The organism is Ruegeria lacuscaerulensis, from assembly GCF_013034745.1.
Classification (GTDB): Bacteria; Pseudomonadota; Alphaproteobacteria; order Rhodobacterales; family Rhodobacteraceae; genus Ruegeria; species Ruegeria lacuscaerulensis_B.
Genome location: NZ_WQGP01000006.1, coordinates 165,703 through 181,992, shown reverse-complemented (window position 1 = coordinate 181,992; position 16,290 = coordinate 165,703). Strand labels below are relative to the sequence as shown.

Below are 16,290 nucleotides of genomic sequence, written 5' to 3'. Positions count from 1 at the left end.
TTAGAACCTTGATGCCACTTACGTGTCGCTGGGCAAGTACGTCCAGCGATACTTTGGCGGGGTCGGTCCCTTGTTTCGGCCACCCTGCTGAGACTGTTCCCACGCATGTGCAAGAATGCCGACAGAACGGGACAGGCAAAACAGGCCACGCGCCAATGGCGCGTCAAAACCAAGCTCGGCATAGATCACCGCTGTGGCTCCGTCGATATTCATCGGAACGGGTTTGCCTTTGCGCTGCGCCAATTCGCCTTCGATGTCGATCGCGACAGATTTGTAGCGCCCATCACAGGCACCTGCCTCAATCGCTTCGTCCACAAGGCTCATTAAACGTGGTGCGCGTGGATCCGTTGGGGTGTGAAAGCGGTGGCCGAATCCGGGCAGAATTTTCCCTTGCGCGGCAATCCAGTCATCCAGCGCCGTGCCAACGGCGGATGGGTGAGCATTGACAAACTGATACAGGGTCACCGCTTGCTCGCCAGCACCGCCGTGGATGTCCCCTAGCATGTTCACCGCGCTTGCTATGGCATTGTTGAGCGGCAGTCCGCACGTCACTGCCATGCGTGCCGTAGCGATCGAAGGGGCTTGTGGCCCGTGATCCACGGCAGCAACCAAGGCGGCCTCGAACAATTTCAACTGTGCGGCGGATGGCCTGTCTCCGCGCACCATGAACCAGATCATTTCCGCGAAACCAAGGTTGCCGATAAGGTCCTGAATAGGTGTGCCCCGCAGGTCTATTCGTCCGGGTTCCATGTCGATGATGGATGTTGACCACCAGTCAGCGACATCGCTCATATGATCCCCTCCTTCGTCAACGCATTTATTTCGTCACGGCTCAGACCAAGCTCAGACCAGATCACAGCATTATCTGCCCCCAAGTCCGGCGGGGCGGTCCGGGGCATTCTGCGTTGACCATCCATCACAACAGGGCTGCCGGTCAGTTTCAGCTCCTCGCTGTGGGACGGCAAAGATCCAATCAATCCGCGGCCTGTAAGCTGTTCGTCGGCCAGCGCTTCGGGCACGGTCATCACCTGCCCGGTCGGAACGCCAATCGCGTTCAACTCGCGAACCCATTCCCGGGAGGGTCGGGTGCGTAGCGTGGCTTCAAGATCGTCCCTTAGGGTATGGCGGTTCCTCTTGCGATCTTCACGCGAGGCATAGTCAGGGTTGCCCAGCAAATCTTCCCGTCCAAGGTGTCGAGCAAGCGCCTGCCATTGTTCGTCACGATTGGCCGCGATATTGATCGGGTTGTCCGCAGTGGCAAAGGTTCCTGACGGGGCGGACGTGGTGTTTTCGTTGCCATGCGCTGCCGGTGTGACATCCCCGATCAGGTAGTTCGACACCACCCAGCCCATGGTGGAGATCACCGCCTCGGACATTGCGATATCCAGAAACGTGCCGCGTGGTCTGGCGTTCAGGGCTGCACTGATCGCAAAAGCGGCTGTTAGCCCCCCGACGGTATCGGCCAGCGGGTAGCCGACGCGATAGGGCGCTGTATCGGCTGCTCCGGTGATCGACATGACACCGCTGATACCCTGAACGATTTGGTCGTAGGCCGGGTCTTTTTTGCGAGGACCGTCCTGCCCAAAACCGCTGATTGCACAATAGATCAGGTTGGCATTTTCAGCGCGCAGAATGTCATAGCCAAGGCCAAGCCGGTCCATTACACCGGGCCGGAAATTTTCGACCAGCACGTCGGTGGTTTGAACCAGCTTCTTCAGCAAGTCTTTGCCCTTTGCGGGCTTCATATCCAGCGTGACGGATTTCTTATCCGCGTTCTGGGCGAGAAAACTGATGCCCATCCCGGCCTTGTTGCGGTCTGGGTCTGCCCCCAACACCCGAGCAAGGTCGCCGCCCTCAGGCCGTTCGACCTTGATCACCTCGGCCCCCATCAGGGCAAGCTGATAGCAGCAATACGGGCCCGCCAGAACGTTCGTCAGGTCAAGAACCCGTATTCCTGCCAGAGGCTCAGTCGCCATCGGCGATACCGGCAGCCCGTGCCCGTGCGCGGCGCGCGCGATAGCTGGGCAGCAGCACCAACAGCGCGGCGATGACCAGCAGGCCCAGCGTCATGGGGCGTTCCCAGATAAACCCGATTCCGTCATAGAGCTGCATGGACCTTGCAAAGTTGTCTTCCATCATTCCGCCAAGGATGAACCCGATCAGAAGCGGGGCCAGCGGATAATCGGCAAATTTCAAAGCCGTGGCACAGACGCCGAACCCAACAAGGATCAACAGCTCCGTTGCATTGTTCTGTCCGATGTAAGCGCCCATCAACGTAAAGAACAGAATGAACGGTATCAAGTAGTTGCGCGGAACGGATAGTACCTTTGCGATGTAGGGGATCAGCGGCAGGTTCAGGATCAACAGGACAAGGTTTCCGATAAACATGGACATGATCACAGCCCAGAAGATCTGAGGCTCATCCAGCATCAGACGCGGACCGGGTGTCACGTTCAAAGCGATTAGCGCGCCCAGCAGGATCGCCGTTGTGCCGGAACCTGGAATGCCCAAAGTCAGCAGTGGAACAAATGATCCGGTGCAGGCCGCGTTGTTTGCTGTTTCCGGGGCTGCCAGACCCTTGATCGAGCCTTTGCCAAATTCTTCTTGTTCCTCTTTCGGAGCGATGTTGCGTTCAACGGCGTAGCCGAGGAAACTGGCGATCGTCGCACCGGCGCCAGGAAGAACGCCGATGAAGAAACCTTGTACGGACTGCCGTCCCACAACTGGTGCAATTGCCTTGGCTTCTTCCTTGGTGATGCGCAGGTCTTTGATCTCGCCATCATCACCTTTAAGATCTTTTGGCTTCAGGACCAGAAACAGCGCTTCGGGCAAGGCAAACATGGCCATGGCCAGTGTGATGAAGCCGAAGCCCGATTGCAGGTCCATGATTCCCATGGTGAACCGAGGCAGGTTGAACAACGCGCCCTCACCAACGGTAGCCATGATCAGCCCCAGTACCGTCATGATGACAGCTTTGGCGACTTGACCGCTTCCGGCGAAGGCAGCGATGGCTGAAAGACCAACGACCATAAGGGCGAAATACTCGGCCGAGTGGAACAGCAGCGCAACAGAAGACAAAGCCGGTGCAAACACCATAAGCAGGACGGCACCCAGCGTACCGCCTGCGAAACTGGCGATTGCGGCGATTGTCAGTGCTTTCCCAGCCTTGCCTTGGCGGGCCATCGGATAGCCATCAAAACTTGAGGCCACCGTACCGGCGACGCCCGGCGCGTTCAGCAAGATGGATGACGTGGAACCGCCAAAGATCGCTCCGTAATACACCCCAGCCAAAAGGATCAGTGCGGCGGATGGGTCGCCCATCGAGATTGCAACCGGGATCATGATGGCGATGATCGACATCGGTCCAAGACCAGGCAACATCCCGATGAATGTGCCGATCAGACACCCAGCGATGACCATCAGAAGGTTTTGGATTGAGAATGCCGTTTGCAGGCCGATCAGAAGTCCTTCAAGCATATCAGCCTCCGAAAATGCCCGGCAGCGGGCGCATGTAAATGCCAAGAACTTCCTGAACCAGATACCAGACGGCCCCAGTAGCGATGAAGGCAACAGGCAGCATGATGTGCCACTTGCGCTCACCCAGAATAAAAGAGCCAAGGATCAGGAATGCCGATGTGGAAATCAGGAAACCAACAGGACGCAGGCACAAAGCGTAGATCACCATCAAAGCCAGCAGCATCAGCGCCTGATCCAGATGATAATCACCCAGCCGGCGATAATCGATGTCGGCTTCCTTGATCTCGGACTTTTCAAAGCCCAGCAGGATAATTGTCGTCGTGATGATACCCAGAATGGACAGCACTTTGGGGAAGGTGCTTGGCCAGATGGGATTTCTTTGCATGAAGGGGGGGAGGCTACCGTCCATCGTGAACCAGGCGGCGTAGCCATATGTTAAACAAACACCCAGCAGAACGAGCGCGATCCAGCGATCCAACGCCATGATGCCCCCTCCTTTTTTGTTGTATTTGGGGAAGGCAGAGCGGCGGTCCGCTCTGCCGATTTTTAGTTAGAGGAAGCCCAGCTTCTTCATCAGATCACCGATCTGCTGTTCCTGCTGCTCAAGGAACGTCTGGAAGTCAGCTCCCGAGTTGTGGATGTTGACCCAACCGTTACGCGCCCGAACTTCTTCCCATTCAGGAGTGTCGTACATCTTGGCGATTGCGTCTTGATATGCCGCCAGCTTGTCTTCCGGCAGGCCGGGTGCTGCGAAGAAACCGCGCCAGTTGACGAAGGTGGTATCAATACCCTGTTCCTTCATGGTCATCGCATCAGGAGCAGCGTCGACGCGTTCTTCCGATGTGACACCGATGATTTTGACTTCGCCCGCGTTCGACAGGTCAACTGCTTCTGAGAAACCGGTCGACAGAGCCGCGATTTCACCGGACAGAAGCGCCGCCATGGCTTTACCGCCTGCGTCATACGGAATGTACTTCACGCCCAGAGCGTCTTTTCCAGCGGCTTCCATGACCATGGCTGCAACCAAGTGATCCATGCCGCCCGGTACCGAGCCACCACCAATTGCTGTGGCCGAGGGATCAGCGTCAAAAGCTGCCAACAGATCGTCCATCGAGTTGATCGGGCTGTCTTTGCCTACGACGATCGCCGCATAGTCACCGATGGTGCCTGAAACCAGAGTCAGGTCGCGGAAGTTATGCGGGAAAACACCGGTCAGCGAACGGATCACGATGGGAGTTGAGTTCACCATCAAAGTACCGTGATTGCTGTCAGCGTTTTCAATCAAAAAGCCGATGGCCTTACCGCCGCCGCCACCTGACATGTTCTCATAGGATGCAGTGCCAACAAGACCCGCATTCGTAAGGGCTTCACCCGTGCCGCGGGCAGTTCCGTCCCAACCGCCACCGGCACCACCGGGGATCAGAAAGTGGATGCTGTCCACGACTTGATCTTCGGCCAACGTCGGGCCGGTCAGGCCGATTGCGGCCACAGCTGCGATTAGGGCGCGACGGCCCAGTTTAATCGTTGTCATGATTTCCTCCCGTTTGACAACCGGCCGCATGGCGGCTCAGATTGGATGGAACAAAAACACACCAACCTGACATCAACCTGTCACGCGGCAAAATACTGAAAAAGCCTGATGAAATTTCTACTTGTCGAAGACAACCTGGACCTCGCGAACGCGGTCAGTTCGCGCATGCGACTGGACGGTCATGTCATTGATCACGCAGCGAATTTGGAGGACGCAACCGCCTTTGTCGAAACCGAAGAATATGACCTGATCCTGCTGGATATCATGCTTCCTGATGGGGACGGGCGAGACTTTCTGAAACGGCACCGGGCAAGTCGACTGGATACACCCGTGATCGTTTTAACCGCGCGCAGTCAGGTTTCGGACCGAATCGGTTCACTTGATCTGGGGGCGGATGACTACGTGACCAAACCGTTTGATCATGCCGAGCTTGAGGCCCGTTGTCGCGCGGTTCTGCGGCGTAAATCCGGCAGCGCGAAGTCCACGATCGAGATCGGCGGTGTCGTGTTTGATCCGGTGGCCGGACATTTGACCGTCGCCGGAGAAACCCTTTCGCTGCGAAATCGGGAACTGCGCATGATGGAGTTATTCATCAGCGCGCCTGGTCATGTATTCTCGAAACAGAAGCTGGCCGACCGGTTGTTCTCTTACGACGACAGCGTTTCGGACAACGCGATCGAGGTCTATGTGGGGCGGCTCCGCAAACATCTTGAAAAGTCGGACTTAAAGATAACGACCTTGCGCGGTCTGGGATACAGGCTGGATCATGACCGCTAATCCAACTGTTTCCGGGTCACTGCGCAACAGGTTAGTGCTGGCCTTGATTGGTGGCGCGGCGGTTCTGGCAGTCTTGTTGTTCCTTGCAGTCAGGAACTATGCGGCTCAGGTAGCGCAGCAGGGACAGGACAACATCCTCGAAGCATCCGTTACATCAATTCTTGATGCCGCCGCGCTGAGGGACGGGGTGCTTGAAGTGGATATTCCCTACGCGGCCTTTTCGATGTTGACCACCCCGTCAGATGACCGGGTGTTTTATGCCATTTATCAGGACGGTGCGTTTTTATCGGGATACGAAGATCTTCTTTTGGCAGGGGCGTCCGGACAAAGTGATTGGTTATTCACGTCGGGCGAACTGCGTGGGGAACGCATTCGCCAGGTCAGCGCAAGTCGAACGCTTGTCGGGTTAGGGAGGCAGACGGAAATTGCAATCGTGCTGGGTCAGACGCAGGATGCGCTTTCGCAGACTTTGGACCAGATTTCGCGCAATGCCGCATTTCTGGGTCTTGGCTTCTTTCTTTTGACTGCCGCGCTTTCTTTCTGGATCACATCGACCACTATCGGCCAACTAAACCGACTGACAACCTCGGTCACAAGACGGGGGCCGCAGGATTTGAGTCCCTTCAAGAAGCCGGTGCCCCGGGAAATGGCGCCGCTTGTCTTGTCCCTGAACTCACTGATGGGGCGCTTGGATCAATCGCTCAGCCAGTCAGAGGATTTTATTGCCGAAGCGGCCCACCGTGTCCGCACGCCGCTGGCGACTGTACGGTCCTATGCCGAGGCAACTCTGCATAGAGTTGAAAAGAAAGAAAACCGAGAGGCACTCCGTGCGATGGTTCGGGCGATAGATGAAAGTTCGCGCGCTGCGGGACAGTTATTGGATCATGCCATGATCACCTTCCGCGCCGATCATCTTGAGAGGGAAGATGTCGATTTAGTTGAACTGATCCGGGAACTTGTGCAGCGTTTGACGCCGATTGCGGAAATGAAGGAACTTTCGCTTTCTCTGAGAGGCGATACTGAGGTTCTCTATTCCGGCGACCCCATTCTGATTCAGAATGCAGTCCGCAACATGATCGACAATGCACTAAAATACGCGCCTGCTGACAGCGTGGTCGATATCGAAGTTACCGCCACACCTGATGTTGCAGTCAAAGTGAGCGACTCGGGCCCGGGCTTTCCAGCAGAAGAGATTGAACAGCTGACGCGCAGGTTCGAACGCGGCAAGAATGCAGCTGGGACGATTGGATCAGGTTTGGGTTTGACCATTGCCCAGGATGTGGCGACGGCCCATGGCGGAACCTTGGTTTTGAATAATAAGCCCACGGGGGGAGCATGCGTAGTCTTGTCACTTTAGTTTTTCTTGCGTTCCCCTGTTTTCTTTGGGCGCAGGATTGGGAAGACCAGTTGGTTTTCAATGATGGCGCAGAAGGCGCGCACCTACGTATCATCTCGAGCACTGACACAGTTCTCTTCGCGCCATTGATAGAAGGCTTTGTTGCGCGCAATCCCTCAATAAGTGTCGAATACTTCGTTTCGGGCACGGCGGATATCGACCGACGCGTTCGCGCGTCGCCGGACGCTTTCGACATTGTGGTATCCAGCGCAATGGATCTGCAACTGAAGTTGGCGAATGATGGCTTTGCGCTGGCGCTTAAGGATATCGAGGCTCCGCACTGGACGCAGTGGCACCAAAGCTTGTTTGCATTCACGACCGAACCTGCTGCTATCGTCATCAATCGCGAAGCGTTTGAAGGTCAGGACATTCCGCACACCCGGCAGAGTTTGATCGAGGCGCTGCGCGAGCGACCGGAGGAATTTCGCGGCAAGGTTGGCACATACGATGTACGTGAATCCGGGTTGGGTTATCTTTTCGCTACGCAAGATGCGCGCGCCTCGGAAACCTATTGGCGGCTAATGGAGGTCATGGGTGGTCTTGATGTGCGACTGTATTGCTGTTCGGGAGAAATGATAAACGATCTGGCAGATGGAAAAATTCTGGTAGCCTATAATGTCCTTGGAAGTTACGCAGCTGTCCGCGCCGAGCGCAAGGATGCGCTTGAAGTGATTTTTCCGACAGATTTTCAAACAACGATGATGCGGACAGCGTTAGTGTCTGAAGAAACACAGGAGCCGGACGCAGCCGAAGCGTTTATCAACTACTTGATTACTGAAAAGCCAGTAGCACAGGACAGCCCGTCTTCGCTTCCTCCACTGGTGTTGCAGAACGGCGCAACAGACCGAGAAACAATAGGATTAAACCCGTCACTGCTGACATTTTTGGATGACCTAAAGCGAAAAAAGTTCCTGTCAGCGTGGGAAAACGCGGTCATTCAATAGCAAAAGGACCACTAGCTTTACGTCGGTAGCGATTGGTTCAGTGTCGGGGCGGTCAGCGAAACCCAACCTATACAGAGATGGCCACAATAGTGGACCAGTAAACTGATATTCGCCGTCTACAGCCAATTGTCCCAATCAAATCCGTTTGCTAACGTCGCCCTCGCGTCGGGGAGGGCGTGCAGACCAAGATGCTGGACTATTCGCATAACGCCTGGCTTGTGGCGGCCTCACTGGCCGTGGCGCTGATGGCAGGCTTTACCGGCCTTTACCTGACCCATGGCGCGTCCAAGCTGGACGACCAGAAGCGCAAGATCATAGTGGCGCTGGCAGCGGTGGTTCTGGGCGGCGGCATCTGGTCGATGCATTTCGTGGCCATGCTGGGGCTGCAACTGCCAATCCTGTTCTACTATGACGCGCTGATCACGCTGATCTCGGCCCTTGTGGCGATCCTGATGGTCGGGCTGGCGCTACTGTTGTTGCATTTCCGGCCACGTTCGGTGCAGACGATCATTGGCGCAGGCGTGATCGTCGGGCTGGGCATCGTGGTGATGCACTATATCGGAATGGCTGGGATGGAACTGTGTCGCCCGGTCTACAACGCGTGGGACGTGCTGTTGTCGACGCTGGCCTCGGTCGTGCTGTCGGTCGTGGCGATCTGGGTGGCCTATGACAACCGCACGCAGCGTAACATCTTGCTGGGAACGGCCTGTTTCGGTTTGGCCGTATTTACCATGCATTTTGTGGCCACCGGCCTGACGGATTTCACGGCCAGCGACAGCGCGGGGGGGGCCGGTCCGGCGCTTAACAATCAGGTGCTGGCGATGGGTGTGACGGTGGCCGTGTTCTTGATCTGCGGTGCATTCCTGTTGACTGGCGTTAGCTTTCTTGAACCTGCCGCAGTTGCGGCGCCTGCTCCACTCAACCCCGAACCCGCGACTTTGCGGGCGGGCATCCCGTTTGAGCGCGAGGGCCAGACCTTTTTCGCCGCCCCGACCGAGATCGCCGCAATCCGGGCCGAGGGGCATTACACCGTTCTTTATATCGGGGCCGAGAAATTGTTTTGCCCCTGGTCCATAACCGAGGCCGAAACCCGCCTGACCCCCGATGGCTTTTTGCGTGCCCATCGCAGCTATCTGGTGAACCCCAAACATGTCTCGGGGTTCGAACGTCACAAGGACAATGGCACGTGTTATTTCGACGGTGTGGATGCGTTGACCAAGGTGCCGGTCAGCCGGTCGCGCCTGTCCGACATTCGCGACGCACTGGGTCTCTGATCGCAACTCGTGCAGCCTATTCGCGTTTCGTGAAACAAGCTACGCGCCCCGTTCCCCTTGGCTGGAACCCCTGATGTGACCGTTCTTTTCTGAGTGCAGGTACCCCAAGGCATATTGCTTCGGACCCAGGGAGGAAAATTATGATACCAGCCGGTTTTGAGTATCACCGGCCAGGCGACATCGCCTCGGCCATCGGCATTCTACAAGAACACGGAGACGAGGCGCGCGTGATCGCGGGCGGGCACAGCCTGATCCCGATGATGAAGCTGCGCATGGCCGAGATGGGCCATCTGGTCGATCTTCAGGCCATTGAAGAACTCAAGGGCATTGAGGTCGGCGCCGACACCGTGACCTTGGGTGCGATGGTCACGCAGCACGAGTTGATCACGCATGACGGTCTGGCCGCTGCCATTCCGCTGATCCGCGAGGCGGCTTTGCAGATCGCTGATCCGCAGGTGCGCTATGTGGGCACCGTCGGTGGCAATGTGGCCAATGGGGATCCGGGCAATGACATGCCGGGGTTGATGCAATGCCTGAACGCCACATTTGATCTGTCCGGTCCCGATGGCAATCGCAGCGTCGCCGCGCGTGAGTTTTACGAGGCCGCGTATTTCACCGCCCGCGAGGATGAGGAAATCCTGACTCGTATCTCGATCCCGGTGCCCAGCGCGGGAGTCGGTCAGGCGTATGAAAAGCAAAAGCGCAAGATTGGCGACTATGCCACGGCTGCGGCTGCTGTGATGGTGGGTAACGGAACGGCCTCGGTCGCGATGACCAATCTGGCTGACACACCTGTGTGGTCCGAAGGCGCAAGCGCTGCGCTGGCGGACGGTGATGTGAATGGCTGCGTTGCTGCCATGTTGGATGCGATTGATCCGGTTGCCGACAATCGTGGCCCCGTCGAGTTCAAGAAACATGTGGCAGGCGTCATGCTGCGCCGCGCCATCGACCGCGCACAAAGCCGCGCGGGTTGAGGGGAGGAGAACCCATGTCAAAAATGCACGTCAAACTCACCGTGAACGGCAAAGAGGTCGAAGGTCTGGCCGAGCCACGCACGCTGTTGATCCACTTCCTGCGGGAAGATCTGAAAATCACAGGCCCCCATATCGGGTGCGAAACCAGCCACTGCGGCGCTTGCACCGTTGATATCGATGGCAAGTCTGTCAAGTCCTGCACCACCTTCGTGGCGCAGGTGAACGGCGCCGATATCACCACGGTCGAAGGCCTCACCAATGATGACGGCAGCCTTGGTGTATTGCAGGAGATGTTCCGCGAACATCATGGCCTGCAATGCGGTTTCTGCACGCCGGGCATGATCACCCGCGCCCATCGCCTGCTGCAGGAAAACCCAAACCCGACCGAGGAAGAAATTCGTTTCGGTATGGCTGGGAACCTCTGCCGCTGCACCGGCTACCAGAACATCGTCAAGGCGATCTCGGCCTCGGCTGACATGCTGAACGCTCAGAAGGAGGCCGCGGAATGAACGATCAAACTCTGACCCCCGAAGAACGCGCCGCCAACCTCAAAGGGATGGGCAGCTCGCGCAAACGCGTCGAGGATGTGCGCTTTACCCAAGGCAAGGGCAATTACGTCGACGACATCAAGCTGGATGGCATGCTGTTCGGCGACTTTGTGCGCTCCCCCTACGCACATGCCCGCGTTGTCAGCGTGAACAAAGAGGCGGCGCTGGCGCTGCCCGGCGTGATCGCTGTTCTGACTGCCGAAGACTTGTCTCCGCTGGGCCTACATTGGATGCCGACACTGGCAGGCGATAAACAGATGGTGCTGGCCGATGGCAAAGTGCTGTTCCAAGGTCAGGAGGTCGCTTTCGTTGTGGCCGAGGATCGCTATATCGCGGCGGATGCTGCGGAACTGGTCGAGGTTGAATACGAGGAACTTCCTGTTCTGACCGACCCGTTCGAAGCGCTGAAATCCGATGTGGTCCTGCGTGAAGACCTTGAGGGTCAGACCGAAGGTGCGCACGGGCCGCGCAAGCATCACAACCACATCTTCACCTGGGAACAGGGCGACAAAGACGCGACCGAGGCTATTCTGGCCGAGGCCGATGTGGTGGCTGAAGAGATGGTCTATTACCACCGGACCCATCCGTGTCCGCTTGAGACCTGCGGGTCCGTGGCCAGCATGGACAAGGTGACCGGCAAGCTGACTCTCTACGGTACGTTCCAAGCCCCGCACGCGATCCGTACGGTGGTGTCGCTGATCTCGGGCATTGCCGAGCACAATATTCGCGTGATCAGCCCCGATATCGGTGGTGGCTTTGGTAACAAAGTTGGGGCCTATGCGGGCTATGTCTGTTCGGTCGTGGCGTCCATCGTGACCGGCAAGCCGGTGAAGTGGGTCGAGGACCGGATGGAGAATCTGATGTCCACCGCCTTTGCCCGCGACTACTGGATGCAGGGCAAAATCGCGGCAACGAAGGACGGTAAGATCACTGGTCTGTGGTGTCACACGACGGCGGATCACGGCGGGTTTGACGCCTGTGCCGATCCAACCAAGTTCCCGGCGGGGTTCATGAACATCTGTACCGGGTCCTATGACATACCGACCGCTTATCTGGCCGTGGATGGGGTTTATACCAACAAGGCTCCGGGCGGGGTAGCCTATCGCTGTTCCTTCCGTGTGACCGAGGCGGCCTATTTCATCGAACGGATGATCGAGGTTCTGGCCATCAAGCTGAACATGGACGCGGCCGAGCTGCGCCGGATCAACTTCATCAAGGCCGATCAGTTCCCCTATCAGTCCGCACTGGGCTGGGAATATGACTCGGGCGACTATCACACCGCTTGGGACAAGGCGCTGAAAGCGGTGGATTACGAAGGTCTGCGGGCCGAACAGGCGCAGCGGGTTGAGGAGTTCAAAGCCGGTAAGACTCGCAAACTGCTGGGCATTGGTCTGACGCATTTCACGGAAATCGTTGGGGCCGGACCGGTGAAGAACTGCGATATCCTCGGGCTTGGCATGTTCGACAGTTGCGAAATCCGCATCCACCCGACCGGGTCCGCTATTGCTCGGCTGGGGACAATCTCTCAGGGTCAGGGTCACGCGACGACCTTTGCGCAGATCATTGCCAGTGAGATCGGGTTGCCTGCCGATGACATCACGCTGGAGGAAGGCGATACCGACACCGCTCCGTATGGTCTGGGAACTTACGGGTCTCGATCGACGCCTGTTGCAGGTGCGGCAACGGCAATGGCCGCGCGCAAAATCCGTGCCAAGGCGCAGATGATTGCGGCCTATCTGCTGGAGGTCCACGACGACGATGTTGAATGGGATGTGGACCGGTTTGCGGTCAAAGGTGCGCCCGAGCGGTTCAAGACCATGAAGGAAATCGCCTTTGCTGCCTATAATCAGGCGATCCCTGGCTTGGAGCCAGGTCTTGAGGCTGTGAGCTACTATGACCCGCCGAACATGACCTATCCGTTCGGGGCCTATATCTGCGTCATGGAGATCGATGTGGATACCGGCGAATGGGATGTTCGCAAGTTCTACGCGCTGGACGATTGCGGCACGCGGATCAACCCGATGATCATCGACGGACAAGTTCATGGTGGCGTGACCGAAGCGTTGGCCATCGCGATGGGTCAAGAGATTGCCTACGACGAGATGGGTAACGTTAAGACTGGCACGCTGATGGATTTCTTCCTGCCGACCGCGTGGGAGACGCCGAACTATATCACCGACTATACGGTGACGCCGTCCCCGCACCATCCGATTGGCGCGAAGGGTGTTGGGGAAAGCCCGAATGTTGGTGGAGTGCCCTGTTTCTCGAACGCGGTGCATGATGCGTTCCGGCCCTTTGGGTTGGTGCAGAGCCATATGCCGCATGATCATTGGCGGATCTGGAAGATCGCCAATGGGTTGGGGATGCACGGGTGAATGGGTTCGGACCGGCCTGAGCCGGTCCGACTAAGCAAGGGGGCTCTGCCCCCTTGGACCCCCGGGATATTTTTGGCCAGATGAAGAATGGATCCTGGTTTTGACTTTGAGTGATGTGCAGAACGGATTGGCCGCGCAAGGTTATGTTGCTGATGATCGGTTGGCGATGGCGTTGCATTTGGCGCAGGCGCTGGGGCGACCTTTGCTGCTGGAAGGGCCGGCAGGAGTTGGTAAAACCGAGGTGGCCAAGGCGATGGCGGCTTGGCGGGATGCCAGATTGATCCGGTTGCAGTGCTATGAAGGGCTGGATTCCAGCCACGCGATTTATGAGTGGAACTATCAGCGGCAACTGTTGGCGATCCGAGCGTCGGACGCGCAGGGAGGGGTTGGCGAGGCGCAGTTGTTTTCCGATACGTATTTGCTGAAACGGCCTTTGTTAGAGGCTATTTCACAGGATGCTCCTCCGGTTTTGTTGATTGATGAGATTGATCGGGCTGATGAGGAATTCGAAGCATATTTGCTGGAAATCCTGTCTGACTTTCAAATCACCATCCCTGAGCTTGGGACGGTCGTGGCAAAGACTCGGCCCATTGTGATCCTGACCGCCAATGGGACACGGGATTTGTCAGATGCTTTGCGGCGGCGGTGTCTTTACAGTTTCCTTGATTACCCCTCGAAAGAGGTTGAAATGGCGATCCTTCGGGCGCGGATGCCCGAGGTCGAAGGCGTGCTGGCGCGGCAGATCATTGAGGTCGTACAGGCGTTGCGCAAGGAAGATTTGGAAAAGACGCCGGGCATTGCAGAGATGTTGGATTGGGCTGCGGCGCTGTCAGGTTTGGGCGTCAACGACATGGCGCAATCGCGCGACGCTGTGCAGGCAACGCTTGTGTGCTTGTTGAAAACCGCCGTCGACTATGACGCCGCCCCGCCCGAGGTGATGGACCGGTTGATCGGGAAGGTAGCGTGATGCAGGTCACGCGGTTTCCTTCTCGGGCCGATGGGTTGGCAGATCGGATGTCTGGCTTCATTACGCATTTGCGATCGAACGGATTGCGGGTTGGTCCGGCTGAGACAGGCGATGCATTGGCCGCCTTGACCGCGGTACGCGCGACGGATGCGCGGCAGGCAAGGCAGGCTCTGTGCGTTTTGTTGACGGGGGATGCTGAGGATTGGCGTCGGTTCGACGATCTGTTTGATGCCTATTGGTTCAACACCGGCAAACAGCGGGGCGGTGTGGCGGAAACCAGCCATGTGCGGGTGCAGTCGGCAAAACCGATGATCTGGCAGCAGGAAACGCAAACGGAAACCGAGGCCGGAAATGGCTCGGATCAGGATGGGTCGCCGGATTCGGGTGACGGTGAAGCAGAAGGCAAAGACGGCCAGCTCGTCGCAACGCGCACCACCAATCTATCGCGCAGGGATTTGCGGGAGCTGATGGATGAACAGGCTCTGATGGAGGCCGAAAAGGCTGCAATGACTTTGGCACGCGCCATTCGGGATCGACGCTCGCGTCGGCGGAAACGGGCATTGCGCGGGCCAGCACTGGACATGAGACGGATCCAGCGCGCCAGCCTGGCGCGTGGGGGTGAGCCGATGGACCTGTACCGACGGGCGAAACCGCCGCGTCCTATGCGGATCGTGGCGCTGTGTGATGTCAGCGGGTCGATGACTGTGTATTCGCGGGTGTTTCTGGCCTTTCTCAAAGGCCTGATTGGCAGTGGGACCGAAGCGGATGCTTATCTGTTCCACACGCGCCTGATGCGGGTCACAGACGCTTTGCGCGATCACGACTCTATCCGCGCGGCTGGGCGGTTGTCCTTGATGGCTGAGGGGTTTGGCGGCGGCACCGACATTTCAGGGAGCCTAGAGAGCTTTCTGAACGGCTATGGCGCGCGTGCTTTGAACGGGCGGACCATCGTGCTGATCCTGTCAGACGGCTATTGCAGTTCCGACCCGCAAGCGCTGGGCGCAGTCCTGGCGCGCATACGGCGCAAGGTCCGGCGGATCGTTTGGCTGAATCCGCTGAAGGGATGGAAAGACTACCAACCCATCGCAGCGGCGATGCAGGCAGCGGAACCCCATTTGGACGCGCATTTGCCTGCCAACACGCTCGAGGCGCTGGCAGCGCTTGAGCCGCAGTTTCGCAAGTTGTGAAAGGAGTCTGATATGGCAAATTTCGACATATTCGACACGATCGAAACCCTGCGCCAAACCGGTGAGCCTTTCTGCGTCGCCACGGTGCTGCGCACAGCGGATGCAACCTCGGCCAAGGCCGGGGGAAAGGCGGCGATTGCGCGCGACGGGCGGATATTGGGTCATCTGGGCGGTGCCTGTGTGCAGCGCGCGGTGCGCAGTTCAGCGATACAAGCGCTGGCCAGCGGTGCGCCGCAGATGATCCGCGTGAAACCCTCGGACAAGGTGGTCGATATGACGGACCCGGATGGCGTGCAAACCTTCAAAAGCGGTTGCCCCTCGGGCGGGACGGTGGATTTGCTGGTTGAACCGTATCAGCACGCGCCAAGATTAGTGATCTTTGGCACCTCGTTGATTGCCAAGGCGCTGGGCGAACACGGGACGCTGGCTGGGTTTCGGGTGACGAGCAGCACGCCCGAGACGGTCGAAGACTTGGGTATCGAGGCGCGCGACTTTGTTGTCGTGGCCTCGCAAGGTCAAGGAGACGGCGCAGCCCTTGGGGCCGCGCTGAACACGCAAGCCGCGCGGGTGTCGATGGTGGCCAGCCGCCGCAAAGCTGAAACACTCACGGAAAAGCTGATTGGACAGGGTTTGGACCCAGCCCGCGCGGCGCGTCTGAAATCCCCAGCCGGGCTGGACATTCATGCCATTGATCCACACGAAATTGCCCTGTCGATCCTGGCCGAGATCGTGATGTGGCGGAACACGGATAAATCGACGGAGGTCACTGAAGATGAAAAACTGGCTTAAAAGTCTGTGGCCTGCGCGCCCGAAACAAACACCGGAACAGGCGACCGAAAC

15 protein-coding genes are annotated in these 16,290 nt (G+C 57.8%); 10 read left to right on the top strand and 5 right to left on the bottom strand.

Features of this window, described 5'->3' with window-relative positions:
* Nucleotides 1–18: 18 nt before the first annotated feature.
* The 5 genes from GOV79_RS13555 to GOV79_RS13535 all read right to left on the bottom strand — a co-directional run bounded on the left by GOV79_RS13555 (nucleotide 19) and on the right by GOV79_RS13535 (nucleotide 5,008).
* A complete protein-coding gene (locus GOV79_RS13555; protein ID WP_170790173.1) occupies nucleotides 19–792 on the bottom strand; it encodes a citryl-CoA lyase in 774 nt (257 codons plus the stop codon).
* On the bottom strand, nucleotides 789–1,976 hold the full coding sequence (locus GOV79_RS13550; protein ID WP_170790172.1) for a CaiB/BaiF CoA transferase family protein: 1,188 nt from the start codon (nucleotides 1,974–1,976) through the stop codon (nucleotides 789–791). The genes GOV79_RS13555 and GOV79_RS13550 overlap by 4 nt, the downstream gene beginning before the upstream one ends.
* Nucleotides 1,966–3,477, bottom strand: a complete 1,512-nt coding sequence (locus tag GOV79_RS13545; RefSeq protein WP_170355570.1) for a tripartite tricarboxylate transporter permease — start codon at nucleotides 3,475–3,477, stop codon at nucleotides 1,966–1,968. The genes GOV79_RS13550 and GOV79_RS13545 overlap by 11 nt, the downstream gene beginning before the upstream one ends.
* Before the next feature lies 1 nt (nucleotide 3,478).
* Nucleotides 3,479–3,961 carry a tripartite tricarboxylate transporter TctB family protein gene (locus tag GOV79_RS13540; RefSeq protein WP_170771248.1) on the bottom strand — a complete coding sequence of 161 codons (483 nt, stop codon included), beginning with the start codon at nucleotides 3,959–3,961 and terminating at the stop codon, nucleotides 3,479–3,481.
* Nucleotides 3,962–4,027: 66 nt separating this feature from the next.
* Nucleotides 4,028–5,008, bottom strand: a complete 981-nt coding sequence (locus GOV79_RS13535) for a Bug family tripartite tricarboxylate transporter substrate binding protein (RefSeq protein ID WP_170355568.1) — start codon at nucleotides 5,006–5,008, stop codon at nucleotides 4,028–4,030.
* 108 nt (nucleotides 5,009–5,116) lie between these two features.
* Here GOV79_RS13535 and GOV79_RS13530 point away from each other — a divergent pair, with 108 nt between their 5' ends.
* The 10 genes from GOV79_RS13530 to GOV79_RS13485 all read left to right on the top strand — a co-directional run bounded on the left by GOV79_RS13530 (nucleotide 5,117) and on the right by GOV79_RS13485 (nucleotide 16,239).
* On the top strand, nucleotides 5,117–5,785 hold the full coding sequence (locus tag GOV79_RS13530) for a response regulator transcription factor (RefSeq protein WP_170771245.1): 669 nt from the start codon (nucleotides 5,117–5,119) through the stop codon (nucleotides 5,783–5,785).
* The gene (locus GOV79_RS13525; protein WP_170790171.1) at nucleotides 5,775–7,142 is read left to right on the top strand and encodes a sensor histidine kinase; all 1,368 of its coding nucleotides are present in this window, start codon (nucleotides 5,775–5,777) and stop codon (nucleotides 7,140–7,142) included. The genes GOV79_RS13530 and GOV79_RS13525 overlap by 11 nt, the downstream gene beginning before the upstream one ends.
* A complete protein-coding gene (locus GOV79_RS13520) occupies nucleotides 7,121–8,125 on the top strand; it encodes an ABC transporter substrate-binding protein (RefSeq protein WP_170771241.1) in 1,005 nt (334 codons plus the stop codon). The genes GOV79_RS13525 and GOV79_RS13520 overlap by 22 nt, the downstream gene beginning before the upstream one ends.
* A gap of 188 nt (nucleotides 8,126–8,313) precedes the next feature.
* Nucleotides 8,314–9,399, top strand: coding sequence for an MHYT domain-containing protein (locus tag GOV79_RS13515; protein WP_170790295.1), 1,086 nt, complete (start codon nucleotides 8,314–8,316; stop codon nucleotides 9,397–9,399).
* 140 nt (nucleotides 9,400–9,539) lie between these two features.
* Nucleotides 9,540–10,373, top strand: a complete 834-nt coding sequence (locus tag GOV79_RS13510; protein ID WP_170790170.1) for an FAD binding domain-containing protein — start codon at nucleotides 9,540–9,542, stop codon at nucleotides 10,371–10,373.
* Between the two features lie 14 nt (nucleotides 10,374–10,387).
* Nucleotides 10,388–10,882: a (2Fe-2S)-binding protein gene (locus GOV79_RS13505; RefSeq protein ID WP_170355562.1), complete on the top strand. Its 495-nt coding sequence runs from the start codon at nucleotides 10,388–10,390 to the stop codon at nucleotides 10,880–10,882.
* The gene (locus GOV79_RS13500; protein WP_170786254.1) at nucleotides 10,879–13,296 is read left to right on the top strand and encodes an aerobic carbon-monoxide dehydrogenase large subunit; all 2,418 of its coding nucleotides are present in this window, start codon (nucleotides 10,879–10,881) and stop codon (nucleotides 13,294–13,296) included. The genes GOV79_RS13505 and GOV79_RS13500 overlap by 4 nt, the downstream gene beginning before the upstream one ends.
* Before the next feature lie 100 nt (nucleotides 13,297–13,396).
* On the top strand, nucleotides 13,397–14,263 hold the full coding sequence (locus tag GOV79_RS13495) for an AAA family ATPase (RefSeq protein ID WP_170790169.1): 867 nt from the start codon (nucleotides 13,397–13,399) through the stop codon (nucleotides 14,261–14,263).
* A complete protein-coding gene (locus GOV79_RS13490; protein WP_170790168.1) occupies nucleotides 14,263–15,450 on the top strand; it encodes a vWA domain-containing protein in 1,188 nt (395 codons plus the stop codon). The genes GOV79_RS13495 and GOV79_RS13490 overlap by 1 nt, the downstream gene beginning before the upstream one ends.
* A gap of 12 nt (nucleotides 15,451–15,462) precedes the next feature.
* Entirely contained in the window at nucleotides 15,463–16,239 is a 777-nt protein-coding gene (locus tag GOV79_RS13485; RefSeq protein ID WP_170790167.1) for an XdhC family protein, read from the top strand.
* The last annotated feature ends 51 nt before the right edge of the window (nucleotides 16,240–16,290 follow it).

What these genes read in the sequence shown, in the direction of transcription:
- GOV79_RS13515 (WP_170790295.1), top strand. Translation starts at nt 8,314, where the DNA reads ATGCTGGACTATTCGCATAACGCCTGGCTTGTGGCGGCCTCACTGGCC.
- GOV79_RS13555 (WP_170790173.1), bottom strand. Translation starts at nt 792, where the DNA reads ATGAGCGATGTCGCTGACTGGTGGTCAACATCCATCATCGACATGGAA.
- GOV79_RS13525 (WP_170790171.1), top strand. Translation starts at nt 5,775, where the DNA reads ATGACCGCTAATCCAACTGTTTCCGGGTCACTGCGCAACAGGTTAGTG.
- GOV79_RS13530 (WP_170771245.1), top strand. Translation starts at nt 5,117, where the DNA reads ATGAAATTTCTACTTGTCGAAGACAACCTGGACCTCGCGAACGCGGTC.
- GOV79_RS13510 (WP_170790170.1), top strand. Translation starts at nt 9,540, where the DNA reads ATGATACCAGCCGGTTTTGAGTATCACCGGCCAGGCGACATCGCCTCG.
- GOV79_RS13490 (WP_170790168.1), top strand. Translation starts at nt 14,263, where the DNA reads ATGCAGGTCACGCGGTTTCCTTCTCGGGCCGATGGGTTGGCAGATCGG.
- GOV79_RS13550 (WP_170790172.1), bottom strand. Translation starts at nt 1,976, where the DNA reads ATGGCGACTGAGCCTCTGGCAGGAATACGGGTTCTTGACCTGACGAAC.
- GOV79_RS13500 (WP_170786254.1), top strand. Translation starts at nt 10,879, where the DNA reads ATGAACGATCAAACTCTGACCCCCGAAGAACGCGCCGCCAACCTCAAA.
- GOV79_RS13485 (WP_170790167.1), top strand. Translation starts at nt 15,463, where the DNA reads ATGGCAAATTTCGACATATTCGACACGATCGAAACCCTGCGCCAAACC.
- GOV79_RS13540 (WP_170771248.1), bottom strand. Translation starts at nt 3,961, where the DNA reads ATGGCGTTGGATCGCTGGATCGCGCTCGTTCTGCTGGGTGTTTGTTTA.
- GOV79_RS13535 (WP_170355568.1), bottom strand. Translation starts at nt 5,008, where the DNA reads ATGACAACGATTAAACTGGGCCGTCGCGCCCTAATCGCAGCTGTGGCC.
- GOV79_RS13505 (WP_170355562.1), top strand. Translation starts at nt 10,388, where the DNA reads ATGTCAAAAATGCACGTCAAACTCACCGTGAACGGCAAAGAGGTCGAA.
- GOV79_RS13520 (WP_170771241.1), top strand. Translation starts at nt 7,121, where the DNA reads ATGCGTAGTCTTGTCACTTTAGTTTTTCTTGCGTTCCCCTGTTTTCTT.
- GOV79_RS13545 (WP_170355570.1), bottom strand. Translation starts at nt 3,477, where the DNA reads ATGCTTGAAGGACTTCTGATCGGCCTGCAAACGGCATTCTCAATCCAA.